The sequence below is a fragment of the Sphingomonas flavida genome, assembly GCF_036663655.1.
GTDB lineage: Bacteria > Pseudomonadota > Alphaproteobacteria > Sphingomonadales > Sphingomonadaceae > Sphingomonas.
This window is the reverse complement of sequence record NZ_JAXOJH010000008.1, coordinates 97,743-123,776: the sequence shown is the minus strand read 5'-3', so window position 1 is coordinate 123,776 and position 26,034 is coordinate 97,743. Positions and strand designations below refer to the sequence as shown.

Here is a 26,034-nt window from a genome sequence, read left to right as displayed (position 1 = left end):
ATCAAGTCGATCCGGTTGGATCAGAAGTTGGCCTTGAACCCGGCGTACAGGAACCGGCCGATATTGTCATACGGATCGCCCGACGCCGTACCGATCAGATCGTAAGGCGGCTTCACGTCGGTCAGGTTGTCCACGCCGACATAGAAGCGGAAGCGCTCGGTTGCGTTAAAGCCGACCTGGATCGAGTGGTAGAACGCTTCGGGATAATACACCACCGGGAAGGCATCGGGATTGCGTGCCGGACGGCCGTCATAGCTGTTCTGCGTTTCCCACTCGCCGATGGTCGACTTGCCTTCGTAACGCAGGCGGTACTGAAGGTCGAAGGTTTCGAAGTTCAGGTTGCCGACGAACTGGCCGCGCCATGCGGAATAGCCAAGCTCGCTCTTGTAGCGGTCACGGAAGGTCGGATCGCCCACATCGGTATAGCCGTTGTTCTGCGCCACATAGCTGGCCAGAACACGAAGGCTCAGGGTGCCCGTGTCGCTGATCTTGGTGCGATAGGACAGGTCGAAGTCGATGCCCGAAGTTTCCAGCTTGGCGAAATTGAAACCCTGCGAGAAGAACGACGGACCCGTTGGGGTCAGCGGGATAGTAGTACCGGCATGGATCACGCTCGACTGACCGGCGAAAGTGCCGTTCGGGTTGCGGATGACCGCAGCGCAATACTGATTGTTGATGCCGCTGGGATTGTCATAGCACTGGTTGATCAGCGTCTGGGCCGCCAGCGAGACGATCGCGTCCTTGATCGTAATATTATAATAGTCGACGGTGAGCGACAGGCCACGGATTGCCTGCGGCTGGAACACCGCGCCGATCGTGAAGCTGTTGCTCTTTTCGGCGTTAAGGTTCGGGTTGCCGCGATTGACGCCCGCTATGCTGGCCGCCGTACCGTTGGTGAACGGTTCGGTGGTGCCGTTGAACGTCTGGGTCGTGGGCACGCCCGCCGCAGCGCAGTTGCGAGCGCGGTTCGGGTTGTTGTTGATGTTGTTCTGGCTGCACGGATCCGAAGGCTGGGCGAAAGTCTGGTTGTTGGCCGTGAACAGTTCGCTCAGCGACGGCGCACGGACCGAACGAGCATAGCCGCCACGGATCGTGATATCGCGGATCGGCGACCAGATTGCGTTCAGATTGTAGGTCCACGGCGTCCCGGCATTGCCCACATTATAGTGCGACACACGCGCCGCACCGGTCAGGGTCAGTTCGTGGAAGAACGGACGATCGGCCAGCAGCGGTACGCTGAGTTCGCCGAACGCTTCCTTGATATCATAGGCGGGCGGGGCGAAAGTCGGGATGGCGTTCAGGAACGTTGCCCCGCTGGCGGTCAGATCGTCATACTTCGAATAGGCCGTTTCGCGACGATATTCGCCGCCCAGCGAGAAGGTGACGTCGCCGCCGGGCAGGCGGAACAGCTTGCCGTTGACGAAGCCCAGCAGGTCGAATTGCTCGGCCTTCTGCTTGCGCGTCGAGTTGACCGAGAAATAGTTCAGTGCTGCCTGGCTGACCTGGCCCTGGCCGAACAGGTTGACGGGCACACAGGCCGCGTCGTCATTCGCGGTCGAGGCGTCGGCATTGATACCACAGACGATCTGCCCGGCGGCGTTGCGCACGGCGTTGATCGAGTTGTTGTACTTTTGCGTGACGTAGTTGCCCGCCGTCCGGTAGAAGGTGTCGAGGCGACCATAATTGGCCGACACTTCATAATGCCAACCCTTGGCGAAATCGCCTTCGATGCCGCCGACGATACGGAAGGTTTCACGGGTATGATCCTCACCGCGACCGCCGAAGTCGACGTTGAAGCGCTGCGCCACGAAGGTCGTTGCGCCGGGCGCCAGTGCCTGACGCAGCGTCGAGCGGGCCTGGTCGGTCAGGTACGGATTGTTGATGCTGAACGAGTTTGTAGCGAAGGTCGGCTGACCTTCCTGCAACGACTTGATCCGAACATACTTGGCTTCGATGAACGGCTTGAAGGCGTCCGAGATGTCGAAGTGTGCCAAGAGGTTGCCCGAAACGCGCTCCATGCGAGGCTGCAACATGCCGAGCAGGCGCAGCGTGGAGCCACCACCGCCGACGCAGTTCGTCGAGGCGGGACGAAGATCGGTGATGCAATTGTTCGCCGTCAGCGTGCCGTTCGGATTGAACAGGAAGTTACGGCCATATTGCGCTAGCGGATTTGAGCTGCCGACATTGGCGATACCTGTGCAGGTAAAGGCGCGGCGGGCCGCGAAGGCTGCCGCCGACTCACCTGTGGCCGCGACTGTCGGGCAGGAAGACGCGAACACGCCGCCTTCCGAGATCGTGCCGTTCCGAATGTTGGACAGAAAGTTGGTATCGGGGATGCCGTCACCGGTTGAAGGCTCACCGCCGGTGCGGATCACGCCACCATTCGGGTTCAACTGCGGGCCGGTATTCTGTACGGCGTTGAACTGGCGACGGCCCGAAAAAGCACCGGTGATGTCGTCACGATCCGTGAAATACACCACGTCTGAGAAGGAGTATTCTGCCGACGCTGCGATGTTGCCGCGGCCCTCGGCGAAATTCTTACCGGCCGTCAGCGCGCCGAAATAGGAACCGCGCGTGCCGTGGCTGGAGATGCCGCTCTGGCCCGTCGCTCGGACACCTTCAAAGTCGCGCTTCAGGACGAAGTTGACGACGCCCGCCATGGCGTCCGAGCCGTACACGGCCGAGCTGCCGCCGGTCACGACGTCGACCCGTTCCAAAAGATCGGTCGGGATGGTGTTCGTGTCGATTACGAAGCCACCGGGCTGCGCAGTCACGTGGCGGCGGCCGTTGACGACGACCAGGGTGCGCTGCGTGCCCAGACCACGAAGGTCGAGCAGGTTCAGGCCCGAAGTGCCGATGAAGCGCGTCGAGTTCGCCTGGCTATAAGTAGTACGCAGGGCTGGCAGCTGGTTCAGCGAATCGCCCAGGTTCAGGTTGCCGGTAGAGGTCAGCAACTCGGCTGTGACCGAGGTAACCGGGGTCGGCGAGTCAAGATTCGGACGAGCCAGACGCGAGCCGGTGACGATGACGTCGCCTGCGGCCTGTTCGCTGCGTTCGGCGACGTTGGGATCGGTAGCGGCATCCTCTTGCGGTTGCGTCGCGGTGGTTCCCGAAGTGGCGGTCTGCGCAAGCGCCGCGACCGGCATCAGGACCAGGGTGCTAGCGAGCGCTGAGGCCCCCAGCAGGGTACGCATGTTCATTCTTTACCCCCGTTATGACGGATCGTTCATGTCCGTTCATCGCAGGGAAAGGAATTTCGGGTTGGAAAACAAGCGTCAGTGCAACGAGATACGAATTTATTGTCATCGTTGTTGCAGGGATGTGACACGACTGACACATCCCTGCAATCCAACTGTTAATTGCGAAATTTTCGAAAAGTGGCGTGTTTATCGCTCAACACACATGGCGATGCCCATGCCGCCGCCGATGCACAGCGTGGCGAGGCCCTTCTTTGCGTCGCGCTTCTGCATTTCGTAGATCAGAGTCGTGAGGACGCGCGCGCCGCTGGCGCCGATCGGGTGGCCGAGTGCGATCGCGCCGCCGTTGACGTTGACCTTGTCGGGGTCGAAGCCCAGTTCCTTGCCGACCGACAGCGCCTGTGCCGCGAACGCCTCGTTCGCCTCGATCAGGTCGAGGTCGCCGACGGTCCAGCCCGCCTTTTCCAGCGCGCGCTTGGTGGCCGGGACGGGGCCGATGCCCATCACCGACGGATCGACGCCCGCCGATGCCCAGCTCTTGATCGTGGCGAGAACGGGCGCGCCGCGCTTCTCGGCCTCCTCGCGGCTCATCAGGACGATGGCGGCGGCGCCGTCGTTCAGGCCGGAGGCGTTGGCGGCGGTGACGGTGCCGTCCTTCTTGAAGGCAGGGCGGACGCCCGATACGCTTTCAATCGTGGCACCGGCGCGGATATATTCGTCATCGGCGACCACGGTGTCGCCCTTGCGGCCCTTGATGGTGACGGGGGCGATCTCGTCCTTGAAGCGGCCCTCGCCGCGCGCCTTTTCGGCCAGGTTCTGCGAGCGGACGGCGAACCGGTCCTGCTCGTCGCGGGTCACCTGATACTGCTCGGCAAGGTTCTCGGCGGTGATGCCCATGTGATAACCGGCAAAGGCGTCGGTCAGGCCGTCATGCACCATGGTGTCGACCATGGTCAGCGGGCCCATCTTGGTGCCGCCGCGCATCGTCTGGGCGTGGGGCGACAGCGACATCGACTCCTGGCCCCCCGCCACGACGATAGTCGCATCGCCATTGGCGATCGCCTGGAGCCCCAGCGCCACCGCGCGCAGGCCCGAGCCGCAGACCTGGTTGACGCCGTAGGCCGGCACTTCCTTCGGAATGCCCGCAGCCATCGATGCCTGGCGGGCCGGATTCTGCCCTTGCGCGGCGGTCAGCACCTGGCCGAGGATCACCTCGGACACGTCGTCGCCCTTGATGCCCGCCTGTTCCAGCGCGGCGGTGATCGCCACCCGGCCGAGTTCGTGCGCGGGCGTGGCGGCAAAGGCGCCCAGGAAGCTGCCCACGGGGGTACGCTTGGCGGCGGTGATGACGATCTCGGTCATGAAGGTTCCTCTCTTCTGTACGGTCTATCTAGGTGTTGGGAGGGCGGTGATCCAGTCGGCGAGCGGCTGCCAGAGCTGTTGCTCCGCGCGGCCGCCGACGACCATGCCGACATGGCCCGTGCCCCCCGCGCGCCGGTCGGACAGGCCGATGGCGGTGGCGGCGGGGACGATCCGGTCGGCGGTGGCGACGAACTCGACGCTAGGGGCGTCGCATTGCGCGGGTGTGACGGTCGCCCCGGCAACGCGCCATTGTCCCTGGCCGGGACGATCCTGGGCGATCAGCTTCTCGAACAACTCGCGGCCAAAGGCGTGGGGCAGGGGGGCGCCCTGGTTCGCCCAGTCCTCCAGACGGATGAAACGACGCGCCGCCTCGCTGCGCGGATCGAGATCGGCGAAGGCGGCATATTTGGCGATGGTCCGCGCCGGGTCGAGCCGCCAGAAGCCCGCCTGCAACGCCTCCATGGGGACGAGGCCCAGTGCTTCGGAGGTCGGCTTGATCGCGGCCCATTGCGCGGCCATCGCGGCGCGGGCTTCGTCGTCATAGCCCGAAAAATGCCAGGGCGCGGCGATCGCGGCGAGCCCGGCGACCCTGCTGCGCGCGGCCGCCGCAAGCGCCAGAGTCCCGCCCAGGCAATAGCCGACGAGGACCGGCGGGGTCGGAAAGGTCGCGATCAGGGGCAGCAGGAAGCGCTCGACATGGCCCGCCACGTCGATGTCGCGGTCCCTCGTGCCGGGCGTGCCCCAGTCGATCAGCCAGGGATGGCATCCCCGTGTCCGCAGCCAGCGGATCAGTGAGCGGTCGCGGGAGAGATCGAGGATCGAGGGCGGGTTGATCAGCGAGGGGACGAACAGCACGGGACGCCCGGAGGCCGTCGCTCCCCCTCCCGCATCGCGCAATGTCACCCGGCCGCGCCGCCGCCGGACGGGCAGGCTTCGCATGGGACGTTCGCGGCTTGCCGTCTGAAATCGCTTCAGGCCCGTCATGGCGCGCTGCACCAGGTCGGGGTTTTCCGCAGCCTCGCTGCGCAACATCGCCAGGAACAGCGGCAAAGGGCGCGGACCGTGTTGCGATGCGAAATCCATGGCGTTAGGCTGTACCAAAATCATGAAAGGCGGGGGTTCGATGAAGAAGCAGGCGGCGGACGGCATTGTGATCGTCAAGAAATACGCGAACCGGCGGCTCTACAATACTGAAACCTCCTCCTACATCACGCTGGATCATCTGGCGGCGATGATCCGGGCGGGCCGCGACTTCAAGGTGGTCGACGCCAAGACCGACGAAGACATCACCCATAATGTCCTGACCCAGATCATCATGGAAGAGGAAAGCCGGGGCGAAACGATGCTGCCGGTCAATTTCCTGCGCCAGCTGATCTCGATGTACGGCGACTCGATGCAGGCGGTGGTGCCCGGCTATCTGGAGGCGTCGATGGACAGCTTCCGCCGCAACCAGGAGCAGTTCAAATCGGCCGTCGAGGGCGCGTTCGCCAATACGCCGTTCGCCGACATGGCCAAGCGGAACCTGGCGATGTTCGAGGCGGCGGCGCAGGGGTTCGCCCCCGGCGCGGTGACGCCTGCCGCCCCCCCGGCGCCTGCCGCCCCCGCCGCAAGCAAGGATGCCGAGATGGCCGCACTCAAGGCGGAACTGGCGGCGTTGAAGGACAAGATCGAGAAACTGGGGGAGTAATCTCGTCTTCCGTTCCGCCTGAGCCCTTCGACTGGCTGGCAAGCCTGTCGCTCAGGATAAACTTCGGCGCATCGCGCCGAAGTCGAAGGCCACGCTGTAACCGTAAACGCGGGGCCTTCTCTATTCCTCCCCTGCAAGGGGAGGGGGACCAGCGAAGCTGGTGGAGGGGTGTCACCGCCTGTAAGGACAGTCCTTCCCCTCAACCCGTGACACCCCTCCGTCAGGCCTGCGGCCTGCCACCTCCCCTGCAAGGGGAGGAATGGGAGTCGACTCGCCGCTCCGTTCTGGCGTGACCTTCGACTGCGCTCAGGCGGAACGGAGGTGACTGATGGACCGTCATCTCGATCATTGAACCCGCCGCCCCCCGACTCCATATCGCCGCGCATGAGCGGTAACGAACACGCCATGCCCACCTGGCATGGCACGACGATTTGCTCGGTGCGCCGTGGCGGCCGGGTGGTGGTGGCCGGGGACGGTCAGGTTTCGATGGGCCAGACGGTCATGAAGCCCAATGCGCGCAAAGTCCGGCGGCTGGGCGACGGATCGGTCATTGGCGGCTTTGCGGGCGCGACGGCGGATGCTTTCACCCTGTTCGAGCGGCTGGAGGCCAAGCTGGAACGGCACAACGGCCAGCTGCTGCGCGCTGCGGTCGAGCTCGCCAAGGACTGGCGGACCGACAAGTTCCTGCGCAACCTGGAGGCGATGATGATCGTCGCCGACAAGGACGTGACGCTGATCCTGACCGGCAATGGCGACGTGCTGGAGCCTGAGAACGGCATCTGCGCGATCGGCTCGGGTGGCAATTACGCGCTCGCGGCGGCGCGTGCGCTCGTCGACTATGAACAGGATGCCGAGACGATCGCGCGCAAGGCGATGGCGATCGCCGCCGAAGTCTGCGTCTACACCAATGACCGCGTCACGCTCGAAGCCATCGACGGCGCGCAGTAATCTAGGGCCACCATGAACGACCAGCTGACCCCCAAGGCGATCGTCGCCGCACTAGACGCGCACATTATCGGCCAGGCCGACGCCAAGCGCGCCGTCGCCGTCGCCATGCGCAACCGCTGGCGTCGCCAGCGGTTGGGCGCGGATCTGCGCGACGAGGTGACGCCCAAGAACATCCTGATGATCGGCCCCACCGGCTGCGGCAAGACCGAGATCAGCCGCCGTCTGGCCAAGCTGGCCGACGCGCCCTTCGTCAAGGTCGAGGCGACCAAGTTCACCGAGGTCGGCTATGTCGGCCGCGATGTCGAGCAGATCGCGCGCGACCTAGTCGAGGAGGCGATCCGGCTGGAGAAGGAACGCCGCCGCGTCGCGGTGAAGGACAAGGCGGAAGAGGCGGCGATGAACCGCCTGCTCGACGCGCTGGTCGGCAAGGATTCGAGCCAGGCGACGCGCGAGGCGTTCCGCCAGCGCTTCCGCGACGGCCATCTCGACCAGACCGAGATCGAGATCGAACTGGAACAGGCCCAGGCCACGCCGTTCGAGATTCCCGGCGCCGCGCCGCAGATGATCAACCTGTCCGAGATGATGGGCAAGGCGTTCGGTGGCGGCCAGCCGCTCAAGCGCCGCAAGCTGACGGTCGGCGCGGCCTGGACCAAGCTGGTCGAGGAAGAGGCGGACAAGCGGCTCGACCAGGACGAGGTCAGCCGCGCCGCGCTGGCCGATGCCGAGGCGAACGGGATCGTCTTCCTCGACGAGATCGACAAGATCGCGGTGTCCGACGTGCGCGGCGGTTCGGTCAGCCGCGAGGGCGTGCAGCGCGACCTGTTGCCGCTGATCGAGGGGACGACGGTCGCGACAAAGTACGGCCCGATGAAGACGGACCATATCCTGTTCATCGCGTCCGGCGCATTCCATGTCGCCAAGCCGTCCGACCTGCTGCCGGAGCTTCAGGGCCGCTTGCCGATCCGCGTCGAGTTGAAGGCGCTGACCGAGAGCGATTTCGTCGCGATCCTGTCGGATACCAAAGCCTCGTTGCCGCTTCAGTACAAGGCATTGATCGGCACCGAGGGCGTCGAGATTTCCTTCACCGAGGACGGCATCGCCGCGATCGCGCGGATCGCCGCCGAGGTGAACGGCCAGGTCGAGAATATCGGCGCGCGGCGGCTTCAGACGGTGATGGAGAAGCTGCTGGAGGATATCAGCTTCGAGGCGGAGGACCGTCAGGGAACGACGCTGACCGTGGATGGGGCCTATGTCGACAAGCAACTGTCGGCGGTGGCGCGGAATACGGATCTGAGCCGGTTCGTCTTGTAACGGGGGCGGGGGCTCGGTGAGACACCGGGCCCTCCCCCATCCCCTCCCGCTTGCGGGAGGGGAGCGACAAGATCAGACGTTTCGACTCATTCGTAAGCCAGGCTCTTGGCACGCCCCTCCCGCAGGCGGGAGGGGGTGGGGGAGGGTAGGCCACAGGCCAAAGCGTCTATTTTTTCACCCGATCATACGGCACGAACCCGTCGAAGAAACACCATTGCGACGGGATCGACAGCCCCTGTTGCAACACCCGGAACCGGTCGTTGCGACAGACCTGCGAGCCCCAGCGGTCGATCAGCAGCGTGTTGAACGGCTGAATGCCGAAACACTGCCCCCGCACCTTGGCCCGCCACAGGCGGCGGCCGGCATTGATGATGATCACGTCCTTGTCGGCAATGACCGGCCCCGACATGGTGGTGCTGGTATCGACGCACTGCACTGGCGGCCCCTCGACGCGCCCGGCAAAGGGGTCCGACTTGGCGGCCGACAGCGTCAGGGTGAGCGCCGCGACGGCGGCGATGGTCACGATGCGACGCATCACCGGTCCCGCCGATAGGGGACGAATTCGCCGAAGCTGCAACTGCCGGTGAAGAAGCCCGATGCGCGGTCGACCGTCTGGGCGATGTCGCCCGAACAGAGCTGGCCGGTGGTGGTCCGCGTCACGAAGATGTTGTTGCCCGAACCGCCGACATTGTCGCACCCGCCCGCGGTCCGGCTGACATATTTCAGGCGCGGCGACACGGTATAGACGATGGCGGGGCCATAGGAGCGGACCTGCTGAGTCCGATACTGGCTGATGCACTGGGTCGGGGCCTGCGGGGTCAGCCCGCTCAACGCCTTGGCCAGATCGGCCTGCTCGGTCCGGGCGCGCTGTTCGACCCTGGCCTTTTCCGCCGGGGTCAGGGTGCACGCGCCCAGCAGGGCCAGGGGGATCAGACCAGAAGCCAACGTTATGATACGCATCATTTCGTCTCCGTCAGAAGGCCCCTGTAGCAGTTGCTTAACCCTTGAACGCGTCCTTGGCTGCACGTCGCTCCGCCAGTTCGTCGGCATCGACCGAGCGCAGGAAGGGGTTGGTTGCGCGTTCCAGTGCGATCGTCGTCGGGATGGTCGGCTCCCCCTGTTCGCGCATCGCAGTGACATCGGCCAGCCGCTCGGCGATCGCGACATTGTCGGGCTCGGCGACGGCGGCATAGCGCGCGTTGGAGAGGGTGTATTCATGCCCGCAATAGACGCGGGTATCGCCGGGCAGCGCGGCCAGGCGACGCATATTGGCGTGCATCTGCGCCGCCGTCCCCTCGAACAGCCGGCCGCATCCCATCGCGAACAGCGTATCGCCGGTGAAGATGGTCGCCCGGTCGGCCAGGTGGAAGGCGATGTGCCCCGCCGTATGGCCCGGCACCGCCCAGATGGTCGCGGCCGCATCGCCGACCGCGATTGTGTCGCCTTCGGCCAGCAGCGTGTCGAGCCCGTCGATCCGGTCGGCCTCCGCCGCCGGGCCTGCCACCGACGCCCCGTCCGCCTTCAGTGCGGCGGCCCCGCCGACATGATCGGGATGCCAATGGGTCAGCCAGACCTGGTCGATCGTCCAGCCGCGCGCCGCAGCGGCGGCGGCGACGGGCGCCGCCTCACCGGGATCGAGGGCGACCGTCTTCCCTGAGTCATGGATCAGCCAGGCATAATTGTCCGAAAGAACGGGGACCCGAACGATTTCCATCGACCCGCCCTTACCAGGTGCCGATATTGGGCATCGAGGCCCAGGGCTCGGCCGGGGGGAGTGCCCCGTCCTGCAGCAGCTCGATCGAGATGCCGTCGGGCGTCTTGACGAAGGCCATGTGCCCGTCGCGCGGCGGCCGGTTGATCGTGATCCCGGCGTCCATCAGCCGCTGGCACGTCTCGTAGATATCGTCGACGCGGTAGGCGAGATGGCCGAAATTGCGGCCGCCGGTATAGATTTCGGGGTCCCAATTATGGGTCAGTTCCACCTCGGCCCGCCCCTCGTCGCCGGGCGCCGCCAGGAAGATCAGCGAGAAACGGCCGCGCTCATTGTCGATGCGGCGCACCTCCTCCAGTCCCAGCAATGCGAAGAAGCGGATGCTGGCGTCGAGGTCGCTGACGCGGATCATGGTGTGGAGATAACGCATCCTGTATCCTGACTTTGCCATGAGGGCCGGTGATGTACCCCCGATCGCGTGGCGCGACCTTTACGTACGATAAGCCTCAGCGCGAGGGAAATTGTGCCAGCGCCTTGGCGGTTTCGGCGCGGATCGGACTGTCGGGCGGGGCGAGGCGCGCGGCCTCGCTCCAGGCCTTGCGCGCCGCCGCCTCGTCGCCCGCCACGGCGGCGATGTTGCCGGCCTCAAGCTGGACATTGGCATCGTCGGCGGAGCGGGCCAGGGCCTGGGCGATGTCCTTCTGCGCACGCGGCAGGTCCTTCATCCGCCGCGCCAGCGTCGCCGACAGCAGCCAGGCGAGCGGATCGGCGGGCGCATTGGTCAGCGCGGCGTCCAGGTCGACCCGCGCCGCCGCCGGCTGCCCCGCCGCGACCAGCGCACGCGCGCGGTCCAGCTGTGCCTCGCCCAGCGCAAAGCCGGTCAGCTCGCCTGCCGCGAGGGCCGCGTCGAGCGCGGTGCGCGCATGGCCCGCATCCCCCGCCGCCAGATAGGCATTGCCCGCCTGCGCCCAGTAATTGGCGGCACGCACGTCATGGCCCAGCTCGGCGGCGCGCGCGGCCTGGTCGAAGGCGCTGGCCGCCGCCGTCCAGTTGCGCTCGGTCGCGAAAGCGAGGCCCAGGCATTGCTGCGCGAAATAATCGCCGCCCGCCAGCCGCCAGCGTGTCGCCTCCGCCTTCGCGGCGGCGGGATCGCGATCGGCCAGCGTCACGCACCGCTGATACCGCGCCTCGCGCGGGTCGGCGGGCAGGGCCGCGGGCGTCGGTGCGCGCTGCGCCTTGCTCTGCGGGGTGGTTTGGGTGGCGGCGGCAAGCGCCAGGGACAACAGGATCATAGGCGGTGCAACACGTCCTCGACGGCCCGGATCAGCAGCGCGATGTCGGCATCGCGCGACAGCCGGTGGTCGCCGTCCTTGATCAACACAGTCTGCACATCGGCTGAACGAAACAGCTGGGTCAGATGGGTCGTCCGCTGCCACGGCACATCGGGGTCGACCATGCCCTGGAGCAGCCGCACCGGTCCGTCGAATGCGATGGGGCCGAAGGTCAGGCGGTTGGCCTCGCCCGAAGACCAGAAGCGGCGGGTATAGACGGTGGGGGCGGGGCCGTAAGGGTTGGGTCGCTCCAGCCGCCCGGCCTGGAGGATCGTCATCTTCTCGTCTTCCGAAAAGCCCCAGTCGGTGAAGTCGGGCGCGGGTGCGATGCCGACCAGCGCCTTCACCTGATCCGGCCGGGCAAGGGCTGCGAGCAGCATCAGCCAGCCGCCCATCGACGACCCGACCAGAATCGCCGGGCCCTTCACCACCGTGTCGAGCATTCCGACCACATCGTCGCGCCAGTCTTCCAGCGCCTGGTCCTCGAACGCACCCTCCGATTCGCCGCAGCCGCCATAATCGAAACGCAGGAAAGGGCTGCCGTTCGCGCGGGCCCACGCTTCCAGCGCGACCGCCTTCGAACCCTGCATGTCCGAGGCATAGCCGGGCAGGAAGACGATCGCCGGGCCGGTCCCCGGCGTCCAGTGACAGGCGAGCTTGGGGCGGGGGGCGGGGGCGTCGGTCATGACGGGGATTTAGGGATTGGGCGCGGGATTGGAAACCGCCCTATTCTCCTCCTCCGTTCAGCCTGAGCGAAGTCGAAGGCCACGCTCCGACCTTCGCCAAGCATCCCCTTTGACTGACCGAGTTCCTTGGCCTTCGACTTCGCTCAGGCTGAACGGAGGGTGGATTTGCGTCGCGCGGCGAGGTCTGGCCGTCCCTCGCAAGCGATCCCGGAAGTCTCCGGTCCTACGGCCGCCAGTTTCACCGTGTCACGCGCGACGCCTAGGCTTTTTAAATCTGGTTTCCGCACGCCGCAAGCCAGCGAGGGGTGCAGGGGCATCCCCCCTCAGATCACATATTCCACGCTCTTCATCTGCGCCTGCGCGGCCTGTTTCTTGCGCCGCTTGGCCACCATTTCGGCATGGAGGCGGGCTACCGTGTCGCTGCCCGTCGTGGTGCACAGCCCCGGCACCACCGCATGGACGATCGCGCCCAGCCCGCCCAGGATCATGATCCCCCCGAACCGCGCCGCGACGCCGAAATGCTCGGTATAGCTTTCGCCGACGCTGTCGGGATGCTCGGTAAACAGGCGACGGAACATGGTCAGCGCTCTCCTATGGCCGAGCGCCGATCCTATCACGGCGATGGGGATTGGCCAAATCAGCCTTTCGAGGGGCTGACGAAGATCTCCTCGATCGCGCGGTCGAACAGTTCGGCGATCTTGAAGGCGAGGGGGAGCGACGGGTCGTAGCGCCCGGTCTCGATCGCGTTGACGCTCTGGCGGCTGACCTCCAGTCGTTCGGCCAGATCCTGCTGGCTCCAGCCGCGCTCGGCGCGCAGGGTGCGGAGGTGGTTGTTCACGCCCGCGTCCGCCATTCCTGCACGGCATTGAAGCATCCACCGATCCCAAGTCCGGTGAACCATATCACGGCCGCATAATAGCCCGGTACATGGGGGGCGAGATCGAAGCCCTCCAGAAAGCCCCATGCCGTCGTTACCGACAGGGCAAAGCCGGTCGCGATCAGCGACTGGCGCACCAGCAGCATCCGGACATATTCGTCGCGCATCTCGACCAGCAACCGGCCGATGACGACGAACACGCCCATGATCGGCAGCGCGGGCAGCACGGCGACCATATAGGCCAGCATCCCGGTCGGGTGAGCGTGGCGGAACCACATGTTCGCCCCCACCAGAGCAACGGCGTACAGCGTCATCGTCGTGATCAGGCGGCGCGTGTAGCGTTTCATTTCGGGTTGCATGGGCATGACGAACCTCCTTCGGGTGTGAAGGAGGCTTTACATGGAAAGCTCGCTTTACGTCAAGCGTCCTTTACGTCGCAGCGAGGCTCTCCACCATGTCCTGCGCCAGCAGGCTGAGCGTGTCGTCGCGCGCACCCATCACCACGATGCGGTCGCCCGCCCGTGCTTCCGCCACCAGCATTGCCGCCGCTTCGGTGCGATCCGCGATGTGGCGGGCGTCGACTCCGGCGGCGCAAAGGTCCGCGACGATGTCGGCGCTGGTCACTTCGCGCGCCACGGTGCCGCCGAAATAAGCCGGGTCGGGCATCGCCAGCACGTCACCCGATTTCATCCGCGCCGCGATGCTCTCGACCAGTTCGCGGCGCATGACCTTCAATGGGCCATAGCCATGCGGCTGGAACAGGATCAGCAACCGGCCGGGAAAGGCATGGAGCGTGTCGAGCGTCGCGGCGATCTTGTCGGGGTTGTGGCCGAAATCGTCGATGACGGTCACGCCGCCCGCCTCGCCGACCTTCTCGAACCGGCGCTTCAGGCCGGTGAAGCGCTCGACCGCGCGGATCGCGTCGATCAGGGGCACGCCCGCCGCCACGCTCGCCCCGATCGCGGCCAGTGCGTTGGAGACGTTGTGGCGGCCCGGTACCGACAGCCGGACATGATAGCCAGCCCCGCCCGTGATCAGGTCGAAGCCGATGGCGAACGGCTCGGGCTTCAGCGCCTCGGCGACCAGATCGCCCGCGCCCTCGACCGCGAAACTGGTCAGGTTGGGAATGTCGGCCAACAGCGCCGCCGTCTCGGCATCGCCCGCATTGGCGACGACATGGGACGCGCGAGCGGCGAACCCGCCGAACAGGACGCGTAATTCCTCCAGCGACTTGTGGTCCAGGCTGACATTGTTGAGGACCGCGATGGCCGGGTTGTAGAGCGCGATCGAGCCGTCGCTTTCGTCCACCTCGCTGACGAACGCCTCGCCACCGCCGACCAGCGCGCTGGCGAAGGGGCTCTCGGGTGAGACGAAGTCCTTCATCACCGCGCCATTCATCGCGGTCGGATCGCGTCCGGTCTGGTGCAGGATGAAGGCGATCATGCCGGTGACGGTCGACTTGCCGCTGGTGCCAGCGACACCGATGGGGAGCGTGCTGTCGTTGAACAGGCCGGCCAGCATCTGCGCACGGGTGGCGCGCGGGCAGCCCAGCCGGTTGGCGGCGACGATGTCGGGCACCGTCTCCTCGACCGCGGCCGAGGCGATGACGAGCTGGTCGGCCGAGGTCACGCCCGAGCCATCCTGCGGGTGGAGCGCGATGCCTGCGTTGCGCAGCGCGTCGAACTTGGCCGCGACCCGCCCCTGGTCGAGCCCCCGGTCGGAGCCCGCGACCGTCTGCCCACGTGCGCGCAGGATCATCGCCAGCGGCATCATGCCCGATCCGCCGATACCCACCAGAAAACAGGAATTGCCGTTGGTCATGGCGCCACGCTATCGGCGAGTTGGCGACACAGGGCAATGCCCGGCCAGGTGATGGACATGGGGGACGCGCTGAAATGAAGATCGGAATCCTCGCCCCCGCCAGCATCGGCAACCCCGCCGCCGAAGCCCCCGTGAGCGCGTTCGCCGCGATCGTCTATCCGCAGGTCGACCTGATCTTCCACCCGCAATGCTATGAGCAGGATGGGCATTTCGCCGGTTCGGACGAGCGCCGCGCCTCGGCCTTTCTGGAGTTCGCCAACGACCCCGGCATCGACGCGATCTGGTTCCTGCGCGGCGGTTATGGCTCGAACCGCGTCCTTTCGCGGGTCATGCCCAACCTGAACGCGGCGGCGGGGCACAAGACCTATATCGGCTATTCGGACCTCGGCTTCGTGCTGGCGGCGCTCTATGCCCGGCGGATCGGGCGGCCGGTGCACGGACCGATGGCCAGCGACATACGGCGCCAGCATGGCGACGTGACGGTGGCGCGCTCGCTGGGCTGGCTGGTCAGCGGCGACCGGCAGGGGCTGGAGCCCGGCCTCGACGGCCGTCCGGCGGCGGCGTTCAACCTGTCGATCCTCCATGCGCTGATCGGCACGCCCTGGCTGCCCGACCTGACCGACCATGTCCTGATCATCGAGGAAGTGTCCGAGCATCTCTATGCGGTCGACCGGATGCTGTTCACCATGGCGAACGCCACCCAGTTGAAGGGCGTCGCGGGGGTCCGGCTGGGCGCGGTCAGCAACGTGCAGGCGAACGAACCCGAATGGGGCGAGACGCTGGAATTCATGATTCAGCGCTGGTGTAGCGAGATGGGCGTGCCGTATCTTGGGCGGGCGCGGATCGGGCACACGCAGGACAATCATCTGGTGCCGTTCGGGATCGTGTGAGGGGGAGAGAGACAATGAGGGTCTTGCTGTTCGGGGCGTTGATCGGACTGGCTACGGTGGCGGGGGCGCAAGGGCCCTCGCGTCCGCAGATCATGGTGTCGGGCACCGGCATCGTACAAACGCCGCCCGACCGCGTGTCGGTCAGCTTCACCGTGGTCGGCGAAGGCAAGACGTCCGACGAAGCGGCTGCCAAGGTGCGTGATGGTGGCAAGGCGATCGGCTCGGGCGTGTCGGGGTATCTGAACGGGAAGCTGCAATGGCGCGCGTCCCAATTTTCGATCCGGCCGTTACGCCCCGCCAAGTGCAACCCGGAGGAAACCGGTCTACCCGTTGCCACACGGCCGCTCGGTTCCTGCGCGATTCAGGGCTATGCGGCGACGATGCCCGTCACGATCGAGACGTCGGAGATCGACAAGGCCGGGACGATGGTCAGCCTGATCGGTCGGCTGGGCGGACAGGATGTCAGTGTGGGGGCGTTCGGGTTGAGCGACCCCGACGACGCACGCCGCCGCGCGATGCGCGCCGCCCTGGTCAATGCGCATGATCAGGCCCGATTGATCGCCGAGGGCTCGGGCGCGAAACTGGGCGCGCTGTTGCGCGTGCAGGACGCCGATTATGTCGGCGAGGAAAGGGATGCCGCCTGGGACAAGAATAGCGCAAACGCACCCCCGCCTGTTCTGGCGGTGGTGCCGCCGCCAATCGCTGTCACGCTCACCCCCGAGCCGGTCGAGACGTCGGTCCGGCTGATGGTGGCCTACGCCATCAACCAATAAGTCGTGTGGGGACGGGCGGTATCGGGATGATATCGTCCGCCCCGATGGCGCAGAATGTTGCGGGCGGGAGGCTGATATGAACCATCGCCCTAGTCTTTGGTCAGAGGGACCGCAACACGAGGCATTAACCATTGCGCCCTAAATTCGCCGCCATGGAAATGCGCAAGATCTGCAGCGGATGCCGCGACGGTGTCGATTTCGAAATCCCCTTCGTCATGGCGTTCCAGCCGATCGTCGACACGGCCAGCGGCCGTCCCTTCGCCTATGAGGCGCTGATCCGGGGCGCCGGGGGCGAAAGCGCGTTTAGCGTGTTGTCGCAGGTGAACGAGGCGAATCGCTATTCGTTCGACCAGGCATGCCGGGTCAAGGCGATCGAAACCGCGATGGCGGCGGGGATCATGGACGGCGACGCGCGGCTGTCGATCAACTTCCTGCCCAATGCCGTCTATTCGCCGATGGCCTGTATCCAGCTGACCCTGCGCACCGCGCAGGCGCAGGGGTTGCCCGTCGACCGGCTGATCTTCGAGTTTACCGAGAATGAGCAGATGGGCGCGCCCGAGCATGTCGGCGGGATCATCGAAACCTATAAGCAAATCGGGTTTTCGGTCGCGATCGACGATTTCGGGGCGGGGCATTCGGGGCTGGACCGTTTCGTCCGCTTCCGCCCAGACGAGGTGAAGCTGGACATGGAGCTTGTCCGCGACATCGACACCGATCCCAGGCGGCGCGCCATCGTGCGCGCGATGGTGGGCATGTGTGCCGAACTCGACACGTTGTTGATCGCAGAAGGGGTGGAGACGGCGGCGGAGGCGGCGATGCTGAACGATCTGGGCGTGCGCTATCACCAGGGCTATTGGTATGCGCGTCCGGCGCTGGCGAGGTTGCCGGAGATCCAGGCCCACGCCTGACATCGCCCCGACTGCCTGGCGGGATATACCTGTCGGGGATTTGTCCCTATAGAGCCCTTCGCGTCGGGCTCTGCCGGCGCATAACCAGCCCTTATCGAAGAGAGTATCCATGTCCGCGATGTTCCGTATCACGCTGCCCGACGGTTCCGTCCGTGAGGTCGCGCCCGGAACTACCCCCGCGGACATCGCCGCCGCGATCGGGCCGGGTCTGGCCAAGGCGGCGATCGCCGCGCGTGTCGATGGCGAGCTGCGCGACATCATGCGCCCGCTCGAGGGCGACTCCGCGCTGGCGCTGGTGACCGCGAAGGACGAGGCCGACGCGCTCGAACTCGCCCGCCACGACTTCGCGCATGTCCTGGCCGAGGCGGTGCAGGCGCTGTTCCCCGGCACGCAGATCACCTTCGGTCCCGCCACCGACGACGGTTTCTATTACGACTTCGCGCCGAAGGATCGCCCCTTCACCGAGGAGGACCTGCCCGCGATCGAGGCCGAGATGCGCAAGATCATCGCGCGCGACGAGCCGTTGATCCGCGAGGTCTGGACCCGCGAGCAGCTGATCGAACGCTGGAACGCGCAGGGCGAGACGTTCAAAGCGCAGTGGGCCGCCGAGCTGCCCGATACCGAGGAACTGACCGTCTATCGCGCCGGTAAGGGCGAGGACGCCTGGCTCGACATGTGCCGCGGCCCGCATTTGGCCTCGACCGGCAAGCTCGATCCCAACGCCTTCAAGCTGACCCGCGTGTCGGGCGCATACTGGCGCGGCGACCAGAAGAACGCGATGCTCAGCCGCATCTACGGCACCGGCTGGCTGAACAAGAAGCAGCTGGCCGAGCATCTGACGCGCTTGGAAGAGGCCGCCAAGCGCGACCATCGCAAGCTGGGCAATGAGATGGACCTGTTCCACCTCCAGGCCGAGGCGCATGGCTCGGTCTTCTGGCACCCGAAGGGCTATCGCATCTGGCGCGAGCTGGAGGCCTATATGCGCCGTGCGATCGACGCGGGCGGTTATCGCGAGGTCAAGACCCCGCAGGTGATGGACGCGCGCCAGTGGGAGCAGTCCGGCCACTGGGGCAAGTATCGCGAGAACATGTTCGTGATCCCCGACGAAGTGCCCAACGTCGAGGACGAGGGTCCGCTGGTGTCGGACGACGCGCAGTGGATGGCGCTGAAGCCGATGAATTGCCCGGCGCACGTCCTGATCTTCCGCCAGGGGATCAAGTCGTATCGCGACCTGCCGCTGCGCTTCTATGAGAATGGCTGCTGCCACCGCAACGAGCCGCATGGCGCGCTGCACGGCCTGATGCGCGTACGCCAGTTCACCCAGGACGACGCGCATATCTTCTGCCGCGAGGACCAGATCGTCGAGGAAGTCCGCGCCTTTTGCGAACTGGCGGACCGGATCTACAAGGATTTCGGTTTCACCTATTCGATCAAGCTGGCGCTGCGCCCCGAAAAGCGCTTCGGCACCGAAGAGATGTGGGACATGGCCGAAACCGAGCTGCGCGACGCGGTCGTGCGGGCTGGGCTGGCCACCGAAGCCTATGGCTGGGAAGAGCTGCCGGGCGAGGGGGCTTTCTATGCGCCCAAGCTGGAATGGCACCTGACCGACGCGATCGGCCGGACGTGGCAGGTCGGCACGATCCAGTCCGACCGCGTCCTGCCCGAGCGGCTCGACGCGTCGTACATCGGCGAGGATGGCGAGCGGCATCGCCCGATCATGCTCCACCGCGCGATCTTCGGCTCCTATGAGCGGTTCATCGGCATCCTGATCGAGCATTATGCGGGCCGCTTCCCCGTCTGGCTGGCGCCAGTGCAGGCGGTGGTCGCGACCATCGTGTCGGACGCGGATGGTTATGCGGAAGAGGCGGCGGCCAAGCTGGCGGCGGCGGGTATCCGGGTCGAAACCGATCTGCGCAACGAGAAGATCAACTACAAGGTGCGCGAGCACTCGGTCGCCAAGGTCCCCGTGCTGCTGGTCGTCGGCAAGCGCGAGGCCGAGGAAGGCAAGGTCGCCGTCCGCCGTCTGGGGTCCCAGGCGCAGGAGATCATGACGCTGGACGAGGCCATCGCGATGCTGCGGTCGGAGGCGACTCCGCCCGATCTGCGCGGCTGAGATCGGCTGACGTGACCGAAAGGGCGGGACGTTTGTCTCGCCCTTTCAAATATGCGCCCGATCGCCTATATTGATGCTGTAATTGCCACAGGAGAAATACCCATACGTCCTCCCATGATGCGCCGTCCGATGCAGGCGCCGCCGATGAACGGTCCTCGGTTCAACGAGTGGATTCAGAGCCCCAAGGTTCGCGTGATCGACCATGAGGGCGAGAATCTCGGCGTGATGTACACGCGCGAGGCGATGGCGCAGGCCCAGGAGCTAGGCCTCGACCTGGTCGAAGTGTCGCCCAACGCAGATCCGCCCGTCGCCAAGTTCCTCGATGTCGGCAAGTATAAGTACGAGGCGCAGAAAAAGGCCAACCTCGCCCGCAAGTCGCAGAAGACGCAGGAGATCAAGGAGATCAAGATGCGTCCGAACATCGACGACCATGACTACGACACCAAGATGAAGAAGGTGGTCGAATTCATCGGCGAGGGCGACAAGGTGAAGGTCACCATGCGCTTCCGCGGCCGCGAGCTGAGCCACGGCCAGCTGGGCATGAACGTGCTCCAGCGCGTCGCCGAGCAGGTGGCCGAGGTCGCCAAGGTCGAAGCCTATCCGCGCATGGAAGGCCGCCAGATGCTGATGGTGCTGGCGCCGAAGTGAGGCGCGGCGACTCGGGGGTGTAGTCTCTCGGATTGTCTATGTTTTAAAAACCCCTGGTGGCCGGATGGGCTGCCGGGGGTTTTTGTTTTGGGCTCGCGCTGAGGGCGCTAGAGTACGAGGACGTCAGCTTGACCCACCCCTCCCCTTCAGGGGGAGGGGCCGGGGGTGGGGCGCTTCCGCAAACGACAAGCCTTGGGGTGACGCCCCACCCCAACCCCTCCCCTGAAGGAGAGGGGCTTTCTTCGAATCCGCCTCATGTCATCGCGTTTTAAGGTTCCCGGATGCTCAGCATATTGTGCGGTGGGACGGTATGCGACTGGCCAAACCCTCCGTTCCGCCTGAACATAGTCGAAGGGCATGCCCCATTACCAAACCGCGAGGGAGGTTGATCCATCCAATCCGAAGCGCCACCCCGGCGGAGGCCGGGGTCCAGTCGGGGGTGCCGTTGTGATGGTCCGGCTCGCTCCATCAATGAAGCCTTCGCAACTGGACCCCGGCCTTCGCCGGGTTGGCGCAGGAGAGAAGGTGCAAGGCTGCCCTTCCGTTCGCACCGGGCGAAGCCGAAAGGCATAGGGCGACGCTCAGGCTGAACGGCGCGTGGAAACTACGCCGCCATCTCCATCGCTTCCCCCGCCGCGGCCCCCAGCAACCGTTTCTCCAGCGTCTTCAACCGCCCGCTATTGGTGATCTGGTCCCCGGTCAGGTCGGTCAGGTAGAATACGTCGACCGCGCGCTCGCCATAGGTGGCGACGTGCGCGGAGTGGATCGTCACCTTCGACTGGAACAGCGCATGGGCGAGCTGGTTGAGCAGCGCCGGTCGATCCCGCGCATGGACCTCCACCACCGTGAACCGGTTCGACGCGCGATTGTCGATCAGGACGTTGGGCGCGATGTGGAAGGCGTCGGCGCGTGGGCGGGCATTGGGCTTGGCAACCAGACGGTCGGCCAGCTTGCTGCGATTGGCCAGCGCATCCTCGATCGCGCGGCGGAGGCGATTGAGCTGCCCCGGATCGTCGAACGGACGGCCCAGCGGATCCTGGACCAGGAAATTGTCGATCGCCATGCCGTCGCGCGTCGTGTGGATGCGCGCGTCGATGATGTTGCCGCCCGCGACATGGATCGCGCCCGCGATGCGGTAGAACAGCCCCGGATGGTCGGCGGCATAGATGGACACCAGCGTCGCGCCACGCTCGCCATAGACTTGCGCGTCGATCGACAGCTGGGCGTCGCCCGCCGCCGCCATCTGGCGCGCATTATGGGCCAGCACATCCTCGGGCTCGGCGATCCAGTAAGCCTCGGGCAGGCGGTGGACGAGCGCGGCGAATTGCGCCTCGGGCCAGCCGAGCAACTCGCCCAGCCGCGCCTGCTTGGCGGCGATCCGCTCGGTCCGGCCGCGCTGCTTGTGGCCCAGGCGAAGGACTTCCTCGGCCGCTTCGTACAGGTCGGCGAGCAGCTGGCGCTTCCACCCGTTCCACGTCCCTGGCCCCACGGCGCGGATATCGACGATGGTCAGGACCAGCAGCAGGCGAAGACGCTCGGGGCTCTGCACCGTTTCGCAGAAATCGAGGATCGTCTTGAAGTCCGACAGGTCGCGCTTGAACGCCGTGGCCGACATCAGCAGGTGCCAGCGGACCAGCCAGGCGACCGTCTCGGTCTCGGCATCGCTCAGGCCCAGGCGCGGGCAGACCCGCTCGGCGACTTCGGCGCCCAGGATTGAATGGTCGCCGCCGCGCCCCTTGGCGATGTCATGGAGCAGCACCGCGACATAGAGGACGCGCCGCGACACGATCTGGCCGATGATCGCGGAGGCGACGGGATGTTCCTCCACCAGCTCCTGCCGCTCGATCCGGGCGAGCAGGCCGAGCGCGCGGATGGTGTGTTCGTCGACGGTGTAGTGATGATACATGTCGAACTGCATCTGCGCGACGATGCGGCCGAAATCGGGCAGGAAGCGGCCGAACACCCCCGCCTCGTTCATCCAGCGCAGCACCAGCTCGGGATCGTGGCGGCTGGTCAGGACGTCGAGGAACAGCGCATTGGCGCGCGGGTCGGTGCGGATATCGTCGACCAGCTTGGCATCGCGCGACGCGGCGCGCACCGCCAGCGGATGAACCTCCAGCTCGTACCGATCGGCCAGCTGGAAGATTTCGATCAGCCGGACCGGGTCTTCCTGAAAAAAGGTGTCGCGCGGCAGGGCGAGGCGCCCGCGATCGAGGACGAAACCGTTCAGGCGGCGCGGCCGACGGCGGATGGTGGGCAGGCCGAACCGGTGCCCGCGCGCCGCGAACCGCTCGTCCAGATGCGCCAGGAACGCGCCGGTCAATGCGCCGACCGTCTTCACCTGCAGGAAATAGAGCTGCATGAACCGCTCGACCTTGGCCTTGCCCGGCCGGTCGGAGAATCGCATCCGCTCGGCGATCTGGCGCTGCACGTCGAAGGTCAACCGGTCCTCGGCACGGCCCGTGATGGTGTGCAGGTGACAGCGCACCGCCCACAGGAAATTGTCGGCGCGGTGGAACTGGCGATATTCCTCGCGGGTGAACAGGCCCCGGTCGATCAGGTCGGCGGCGCGGTCGACGTCATAGACATATTTGCCGATCCAGAAGAGCGCGTGCAGGTCGCGCAGGCCGCCCTTGCCCTCCTTGACATTGGGTTCGACGACATAGCGTGTGTCGCCCATCTTGCGGTGGCGCAGGTCGCGCTCGGCCAGCTTGTCGGCGATGAACTGGCGGTGCGAATCGGTCTGGATCTCGATCTTGAAGCGGCGCGCGGCCTCGTCATACAGCGCCTGGTCGCCGCACAGGAAACGCCCCTCCAACAGGGCGGTGCGCACGGTGACGTCACCCTTGGCCTGGCGGATCATCTCGTCGATCGAGCGGCTGGAATGGCCGACCTTCAGCCCCAGGTCCCAGAGCGAATAGAGCATCGATTCGATGACCTGCTCGGCATGTGGCGTCTGCTTGAAGGGGGTAAGGAAGCCGATATCGACGTCGGAATAGGGCGCCATCTCGCCCCGGCCATAGCCGCCCACCGCGATCAGGGTCAGCCGCTCCCCCGCCGTCGGGTTGCTCAGCGGGTAGAGCGTGTCGGTGGTAAAGTCGAACAGCACCTTCAGCACCTGATCGGTCAGATAGGCCTGGGCCGCCGCCGCCTCCAGCCCGCGCGAGGGGTGGATCGACAGCCGCCGCGCCACCTCCTGCCGCCCGGCGTCCAGCGCGGCGCGCAGCACCGGTGTGACCAGGGTACGCCCCTCGGGACCCGTGATCCCAAGGGCTGCGACCTGTTCGGCCAGGGCACGGCGATCGACGATGGCGCGGCGGTTGGGGAGGGATTCGAAACGGCTGTGCATGGGGACTTCATAGGGAATGGGGATGAACAAATGGAGAGGGTAGATTTGCGGTGGAGGGGCAGGGCCCCGTCCTTTCGACCGACCAAGATTCCGATGCTTGGGCCCATCGTCCGACCATGATAGCGAACCCGCATGGCCGACCATCACGACATCCCCGCCCTGATCGCCGACATGGGCCAGCGCGCCCGTACCGCCGCCAAGGGGCTGGCGCAGATGCCGACAGACGCCAAGGCCCGGGCCCTGCGCGCCGCCGCACAGGCGATCCGTGACGCGACGCCCGCGATCCTGGAGGCCAATGCGCAGGACATGGCATCGGGCGCGGCGAACGGCCTGTCGCCCGCGATGCTCGACCGGCTGAAGCTGGACGAAGTGCGGATCGCCGGGATCGTCTCCGGCGTCGAGGCGGTGGCGGCCCTGCCCGATCCGGTCGGCGAGCGGATCGACGAGCGGACCCGGCCCAACGGCCTGAACCTGTCGCGCGTGCGCGTGCCGGTGGGGGTGATCGGCATCGTCTATGAAAGCCGTCCCAACGTCACCATCGATGCCGCCGCGCTGTGTGTGATGGCGGGCAATGCGGCGATCCTGCGCGGCGGGTCGGAGGCGGTGTACAGCAACCGTGCGCTGCACGCGGCGTTCGTCCACGGCTGGATGGCAGCGGGTGGTCCGGCGGATGCGGTGCAGCTGGTGCCGACCACGGACCGCGCGGCGGTGGGCGCGATGCTGGGGGCGGACGGGCTGATCGACCTGCTGATCCCGCGCGGGGGCAAGAGCCTTGTCGCGCGGGTGCAGGCGGAGGCGCGGGTGCCCGTCCTCGCGCATCTGGACGGAATCAACCATGTCTATGTCGATGGTTCGGCCGATCACGACATGGCCGCGCGCATCGTGCGCGATGCCAAGATGCGCCGCACCGGCATTTGCGGCGCGATGGAAACGCTGCTGATCGACCGCGCCTATTGCCATCCGGCCGAACTCGTCGCGGCGCTGGCCGATGCGGGCTGCACCGTGCGCGGCGACGATGCCGTGCGCGAGATCGTGTCGGGCCTGGACAAGGCGACGCCCGAGGACTGGGACACCGAATATCTCGATGCGATCGCCAGCGTCGCGCTGGTCGACGGGGTGGAGGGCGCGATGGCGCATATCGCCGCGCATGGATCGCACCATACCGACGCGATCGTCGCCGAGGACGCCGCCGTCGCCGAGCGATTCCTGGCCCAAGTCGACAGCGCGATCGTGCTGTGGAACGCCTCGACCCAGTTCGCCGATGGCGGTGAGTTCGGGCTGGGCGCGGAGATCGGCATCGCCACCGGGCGGCTGCACGCGCGCGGGCCGGTCGCGCTGGAGGGGCTGACGACCTATAAATGGGTCGGGCGTGGGGCAGGGCAGATCAGAGGGTGAAGATCGGTCTGCTCGGCGGGTCGTTCAATCCCGCGCATCGGGGGCATCGCCGCATCACGCTGGACGCGATCCGCGCGCTCGACCTGGACGAGGTCTGGTGGCTGGTGTCGCCGGGCAATCCGTTGAAGGACGGGGCCAGCGACATGGCGCCCTTCGCCGCGCGGTTCGCCTCTGCACGGATCATGGCCCGGCGCGCGCCGATCCGCGCCAGTGCGATCGAGCGCGATCTGCACACCCGCTATACCCTGGATACCGTGCGCGCGATCACCCGCCGCTACCCCGGCCACGACTTCATCTGGCTGATGGGCGAGGACAATCTGGAGCAGTTTCACCGGTGGCGCGGATGGCGTGATATTGCCCGTGCGATCCCGATTGCGGTTATCGGCCGTCCGGGATACAATGCCGCTGCCCACGCGACACCCGCGCTGGGCTGGTTCAGGCGTTTCCAGAGGCGTCCGGGCCAGGCGAAGAACTGGACGATGTGGAGTTTGCCGGCCTTCGTGCTGTTGCGCTTCCGCCCCGACCCTACTTCCGCCACGGGCCTTCGGGCCCGCGATCCGGACTGGTTTCGGCATATGGGCCGAAACGTCCCCTGAACAGGAGCTCACTTGGCCACTTCCCCGCAATCGCCGCGTCCGTCCGATCCCGCCGAGGTGGAGGCGCTGCACCGCCTGATCCTCGCGTCGCTGGATGACGACCAGGCGGTGGAGACGATCTCGATCCCGCTCGCGGGCAAGTCGTCGATCGCAGATTTCATGGTGATCGCCAGCGGTCGTTCGACGCGGCAGGTCGCCTCGATGGCGATGAAGCTCGCCGAGAAGATCAAGGCCGAGTTCGGCCGGTCCTGCCGCATCGAGGGTCTGCCGACCGCCGACTGGGTGCTGATCGACGCCAATGACGTGATCGTCCACCTGTTCCGTCCCGAGGTCCGCACCTTCTACAATCTCGAGCGCATGTGGGCGTTCGGCGATGCGCCGACCCCGCCCGCGAGTCCCGCCGACCGCAACCTCTGATACTCTAGAGCCCG

At 66.2% G+C, this 26,034-nt stretch carries 25 protein-coding genes; 11 read left to right on the top strand and 14 right to left on the bottom strand.

What is annotated here, in order from left to right; all coding sequences use genetic code 11:
• Positions 1 to 20 precede the first annotated feature (20 nt).
• The 3 genes from U1703_RS11035 to U1703_RS11025 all read right to left on the bottom strand — a co-directional run bounded on the left by U1703_RS11035 (position 21) and on the right by U1703_RS11025 (position 5,642).
• Positions 21 to 3,200, bottom strand: coding sequence for a TonB-dependent receptor domain-containing protein (locus U1703_RS11035; RefSeq protein ID WP_332785715.1), 3,180 nt, complete (start codon positions 3,198 to 3,200; stop codon positions 21 to 23).
• 186 nt (positions 3,201 to 3,386) lie between these two features.
• Entirely contained in the window at positions 3,387 to 4,559 is a 1,173-nt protein-coding gene (locus U1703_RS11030; protein WP_332785714.1) for an acetyl-CoA C-acetyltransferase, read from the bottom strand.
• 24 nt (positions 4,560 to 4,583) lie between these two features.
• Positions 4,584 to 5,642 carry an alpha/beta fold hydrolase gene (locus tag U1703_RS11025; RefSeq protein WP_332785713.1) on the bottom strand — a complete coding sequence of 353 codons (1,059 nt, stop codon included), beginning with the start codon at positions 5,640 to 5,642 and terminating at the stop codon, positions 4,584 to 4,586.
• 40 nt (positions 5,643 to 5,682) lie between these two features.
• On the opposite strand from U1703_RS11025, the gene phaR reads away from it, so the two are divergent.
• From phaR to hslU, 3 genes are all read left to right on the top strand, one after another.
• Positions 5,683 to 6,246, top strand: a complete 564-nt coding sequence (phaR, locus tag U1703_RS11020; protein ID WP_320451859.1) for a polyhydroxyalkanoate synthesis repressor PhaR — start codon at positions 5,683 to 5,685, stop codon at positions 6,244 to 6,246.
• Positions 6,247 to 6,651: 405 nt separating this feature from the next.
• Positions 6,652 to 7,194 carry an ATP-dependent protease subunit HslV gene (hslV, locus tag U1703_RS11015; protein WP_261268874.1) on the top strand — a complete coding sequence of 181 codons (543 nt, stop codon included), beginning with the start codon at positions 6,652 to 6,654 and terminating at the stop codon, positions 7,192 to 7,194.
• Positions 7,195 to 7,206: 12 nt separating this feature from the next.
• Positions 7,207 to 8,505, top strand: coding sequence for an ATP-dependent protease ATPase subunit HslU (gene hslU, locus U1703_RS11010; protein ID WP_332785712.1), 1,299 nt, complete (start codon positions 7,207 to 7,209; stop codon positions 8,503 to 8,505).
• Positions 8,506 to 8,671: 166 nt separating this feature from the next.
• Here the strand turns inward: hslU and U1703_RS11005 are convergent, their stop codons facing one another.
• The 10 genes from U1703_RS11005 to U1703_RS10960 all read right to left on the bottom strand — a co-directional run bounded on the left by U1703_RS11005 (position 8,672) and on the right by U1703_RS10960 (position 14,931).
• Entirely contained in the window at positions 8,672 to 9,040 is a 369-nt protein-coding gene (locus tag U1703_RS11005; protein WP_332785711.1) for a hypothetical protein, read from the bottom strand.
• A complete protein-coding gene (locus U1703_RS11000) occupies positions 9,040 to 9,468 on the bottom strand; it encodes a hypothetical protein (protein WP_332785710.1) in 429 nt (142 codons plus the stop codon). The genes U1703_RS11005 and U1703_RS11000 overlap by 1 nt, the downstream gene beginning before the upstream one ends.
• A gap of 34 nt (positions 9,469 to 9,502) precedes the next feature.
• Entirely contained in the window at positions 9,503 to 10,219 is a 717-nt protein-coding gene (gene gloB, locus U1703_RS10995) for a hydroxyacylglutathione hydrolase (RefSeq protein WP_332785709.1), read from the bottom strand.
• A 10-nt stretch (positions 10,220 to 10,229) separates the two neighbouring features.
• Positions 10,230 to 10,646 (bottom strand): VOC family protein, encoded by a 417-nt coding sequence (locus U1703_RS10990; RefSeq protein WP_320451649.1) that lies wholly within the window; start codon positions 10,644 to 10,646, stop codon positions 10,230 to 10,232.
• Positions 10,647 to 10,722: 76 nt separating this feature from the next.
• Positions 10,723 to 11,508, bottom strand: coding sequence for a tetratricopeptide repeat protein (locus U1703_RS10985; RefSeq protein ID WP_332785708.1), 786 nt, complete (start codon positions 11,506 to 11,508; stop codon positions 10,723 to 10,725).
• Complete coding sequence (locus U1703_RS10980) at positions 11,505 to 12,233, bottom strand: alpha/beta hydrolase (RefSeq protein ID WP_332785707.1); 729 nt, start codon at positions 12,231 to 12,233, stop codon at positions 11,505 to 11,507. The genes U1703_RS10985 and U1703_RS10980 overlap by 4 nt, the downstream gene beginning before the upstream one ends.
• A gap of 323 nt (positions 12,234 to 12,556) precedes the next feature.
• Complete coding sequence (locus tag U1703_RS10975) at positions 12,557 to 12,811, bottom strand: DUF6356 family protein (RefSeq protein WP_320451652.1); 255 nt, start codon at positions 12,809 to 12,811, stop codon at positions 12,557 to 12,559.
• Between the two features lie 59 nt (positions 12,812 to 12,870).
• A complete protein-coding gene (locus U1703_RS10970; RefSeq protein ID WP_443025796.1) occupies positions 12,871 to 13,086 on the bottom strand; it encodes a helix-turn-helix transcriptional regulator in 216 nt (71 codons plus the stop codon).
• Positions 13,068 to 13,475: a hypothetical protein gene (locus U1703_RS10965; RefSeq protein ID WP_332785706.1), complete on the bottom strand. Its 408-nt coding sequence runs from the start codon at positions 13,473 to 13,475 to the stop codon at positions 13,068 to 13,070. Before U1703_RS10965 ends, U1703_RS10970 begins: the two co-directional genes overlap by 19 nt.
• 64 nt (positions 13,476 to 13,539) lie before the next feature.
• Positions 13,540 to 14,931, bottom strand: coding sequence for a UDP-N-acetylmuramate--L-alanine ligase (locus U1703_RS10960; protein ID WP_332785705.1), 1,392 nt, complete (start codon positions 14,929 to 14,931; stop codon positions 13,540 to 13,542).
• Between the two features lie 74 nt (positions 14,932 to 15,005).
• Between U1703_RS10960 and U1703_RS10955 the strand changes: the two genes are divergently transcribed.
• The 5 genes from U1703_RS10955 (at position 15,006) to infC (ending at position 20,263) form a co-directional block, all read left to right on the top strand.
• A complete protein-coding gene (locus U1703_RS10955; RefSeq protein WP_332785704.1) occupies positions 15,006 to 15,821 on the top strand; it encodes an LD-carboxypeptidase in 816 nt (271 codons plus the stop codon).
• A gap of 14 nt (positions 15,822 to 15,835) precedes the next feature.
• A complete protein-coding gene (locus U1703_RS10950; RefSeq protein WP_332785703.1) occupies positions 15,836 to 16,594 on the top strand; it encodes an SIMPL domain-containing protein in 759 nt (252 codons plus the stop codon).
• A 158-nt stretch (positions 16,595 to 16,752) separates the two neighbouring features.
• Complete coding sequence (locus tag U1703_RS10945) at positions 16,753 to 17,502, top strand: EAL domain-containing protein (RefSeq protein WP_332785702.1); 750 nt, start codon at positions 16,753 to 16,755, stop codon at positions 17,500 to 17,502.
• Between the two features lie 109 nt (positions 17,503 to 17,611).
• Complete coding sequence (gene thrS, locus U1703_RS10940; protein ID WP_332785701.1) at positions 17,612 to 19,615, top strand: threonine--tRNA ligase; 2,004 nt, start codon at positions 17,612 to 17,614, stop codon at positions 19,613 to 19,615.
• Positions 19,616 to 19,729: 114 nt separating this feature from the next.
• Positions 19,730 to 20,263, top strand: a complete 534-nt coding sequence (gene infC, locus U1703_RS10935; RefSeq protein WP_037569087.1) for a translation initiation factor IF-3 — start codon at positions 19,730 to 19,732, stop codon at positions 20,261 to 20,263.
• 604 nt (positions 20,264 to 20,867) lie between these two features.
• On the opposite strand, the gene U1703_RS10930 is transcribed toward infC, so the two are convergent.
• Positions 20,868 to 23,612, bottom strand: a complete 2,745-nt coding sequence (locus U1703_RS10930; protein ID WP_332785700.1) for a [protein-PII] uridylyltransferase — start codon at positions 23,610 to 23,612, stop codon at positions 20,868 to 20,870.
• A gap of 132 nt (positions 23,613 to 23,744) precedes the next feature.
• On the opposite strand from U1703_RS10930, the gene U1703_RS10925 reads away from it, so the two are divergent.
• From U1703_RS10925 to rsfS, 3 genes are read left to right on the top strand one after another with little or no spacing between them, the layout of a single operon-like run.
• Positions 23,745 to 25,007 carry a glutamate-5-semialdehyde dehydrogenase gene (locus U1703_RS10925; protein WP_332785699.1) on the top strand — a complete coding sequence of 421 codons (1,263 nt, stop codon included), beginning with the start codon at positions 23,745 to 23,747 and terminating at the stop codon, positions 25,005 to 25,007.
• Positions 25,004 to 25,603 (top strand): nicotinate-nucleotide adenylyltransferase, encoded by a 600-nt coding sequence (locus U1703_RS10920; RefSeq protein ID WP_332785698.1) that lies wholly within the window; start codon positions 25,004 to 25,006, stop codon positions 25,601 to 25,603. The genes U1703_RS10925 and U1703_RS10920 overlap by 4 nt, the downstream gene beginning before the upstream one ends.
• A 12-nt stretch (positions 25,604 to 25,615) precedes the next feature.
• The gene (gene rsfS / locus U1703_RS10915) at positions 25,616 to 26,020 is read left to right on the top strand and encodes a ribosome silencing factor (protein WP_320451663.1); all 405 of its coding nucleotides are present in this window, start codon (positions 25,616 to 25,618) and stop codon (positions 26,018 to 26,020) included.
• Positions 26,021 to 26,034: the final 14 nt, after the last annotated feature.

Bases quoted from the DNA above. Each gene is read 5' to 3' on its own strand.
- U1703_RS10960 (WP_332785705.1), bottom strand. From the start codon at position 14,931: ATGACCAACGGCAATTCCTGTTTTCTGGTGGGTATCGGCGGATCGGGC.
- U1703_RS11000 (WP_332785710.1), bottom strand. From the start codon at position 9,468: ATGATGCGTATCATAACGTTGGCTTCTGGTCTGATCCCCCTGGCCCTG.
- U1703_RS10925 (WP_332785699.1), top strand. From the start codon at position 23,745: ATGGCCGACCATCACGACATCCCCGCCCTGATCGCCGACATGGGCCAG.
- U1703_RS10950 (WP_332785703.1), top strand. From the start codon at position 15,836: ATGAGGGTCTTGCTGTTCGGGGCGTTGATCGGACTGGCTACGGTGGCG.
- U1703_RS10980 (WP_332785707.1), bottom strand. From the start codon at position 12,233: ATGACCGACGCCCCCGCCCCCCGCCCCAAGCTCGCCTGTCACTGGACG.
- U1703_RS11005 (WP_332785711.1), bottom strand. From the start codon at position 9,040: ATGCGTCGCATCGTGACCATCGCCGCCGTCGCGGCGCTCACCCTGACG.
- U1703_RS10930 (WP_332785700.1), bottom strand. From the start codon at position 23,612: ATGCACAGCCGTTTCGAATCCCTCCCCAACCGCCGCGCCATCGTCGAT.
- U1703_RS11035 (WP_332785715.1), bottom strand. From the start codon at position 3,200: ATGAACATGCGTACCCTGCTGGGGGCCTCAGCGCTCGCTAGCACCCTG.
- hslV (WP_261268874.1), top strand. From the start codon at position 6,652: ATGCCCACCTGGCATGGCACGACGATTTGCTCGGTGCGCCGTGGCGGC.
- thrS (WP_332785701.1), top strand. From the start codon at position 17,612: ATGTCCGCGATGTTCCGTATCACGCTGCCCGACGGTTCCGTCCGTGAG.
- U1703_RS10985 (WP_332785708.1), bottom strand. From the start codon at position 11,508: ATGATCCTGTTGTCCCTGGCGCTTGCCGCCGCCACCCAAACCACCCCG.
- U1703_RS10970 (WP_443025796.1), bottom strand. From the start codon at position 13,086: ATGGCGGACGCGGGCGTGAACAACCACCTCCGCACCCTGCGCGCCGAG.
- U1703_RS10965 (WP_332785706.1), bottom strand. From the start codon at position 13,475: ATGCCCATGCAACCCGAAATGAAACGCTACACGCGCCGCCTGATCACG.
- phaR (WP_320451859.1), top strand. From the start codon at position 5,683: ATGAAGAAGCAGGCGGCGGACGGCATTGTGATCGTCAAGAAATACGCG.
- infC (WP_037569087.1), top strand. From the start codon at position 19,730: ATGATGCGCCGTCCGATGCAGGCGCCGCCGATGAACGGTCCTCGGTTC.
- gloB (WP_332785709.1), bottom strand. From the start codon at position 10,219: ATGGAAATCGTTCGGGTCCCCGTTCTTTCGGACAATTATGCCTGGCTG.
- U1703_RS10955 (WP_332785704.1), top strand. From the start codon at position 15,006: ATGAAGATCGGAATCCTCGCCCCCGCCAGCATCGGCAACCCCGCCGCC.
- U1703_RS10975 (WP_320451652.1), bottom strand. From the start codon at position 12,811: ATGTTCCGTCGCCTGTTTACCGAGCATCCCGACAGCGTCGGCGAAAGC.
- U1703_RS11025 (WP_332785713.1), bottom strand. From the start codon at position 5,642: ATGGATTTCGCATCGCAACACGGTCCGCGCCCTTTGCCGCTGTTCCTG.
- U1703_RS10945 (WP_332785702.1), top strand. From the start codon at position 16,753: ATGCGCAAGATCTGCAGCGGATGCCGCGACGGTGTCGATTTCGAAATC.
- hslU (WP_332785712.1), top strand. From the start codon at position 7,207: ATGAACGACCAGCTGACCCCCAAGGCGATCGTCGCCGCACTAGACGCG.
- U1703_RS11030 (WP_332785714.1), bottom strand. From the start codon at position 4,559: ATGACCGAGATCGTCATCACCGCCGCCAAGCGTACCCCCGTGGGCAGC.
- U1703_RS10990 (WP_320451649.1), bottom strand. From the start codon at position 10,646: ATGCGTTATCTCCACACCATGATCCGCGTCAGCGACCTCGACGCCAGC.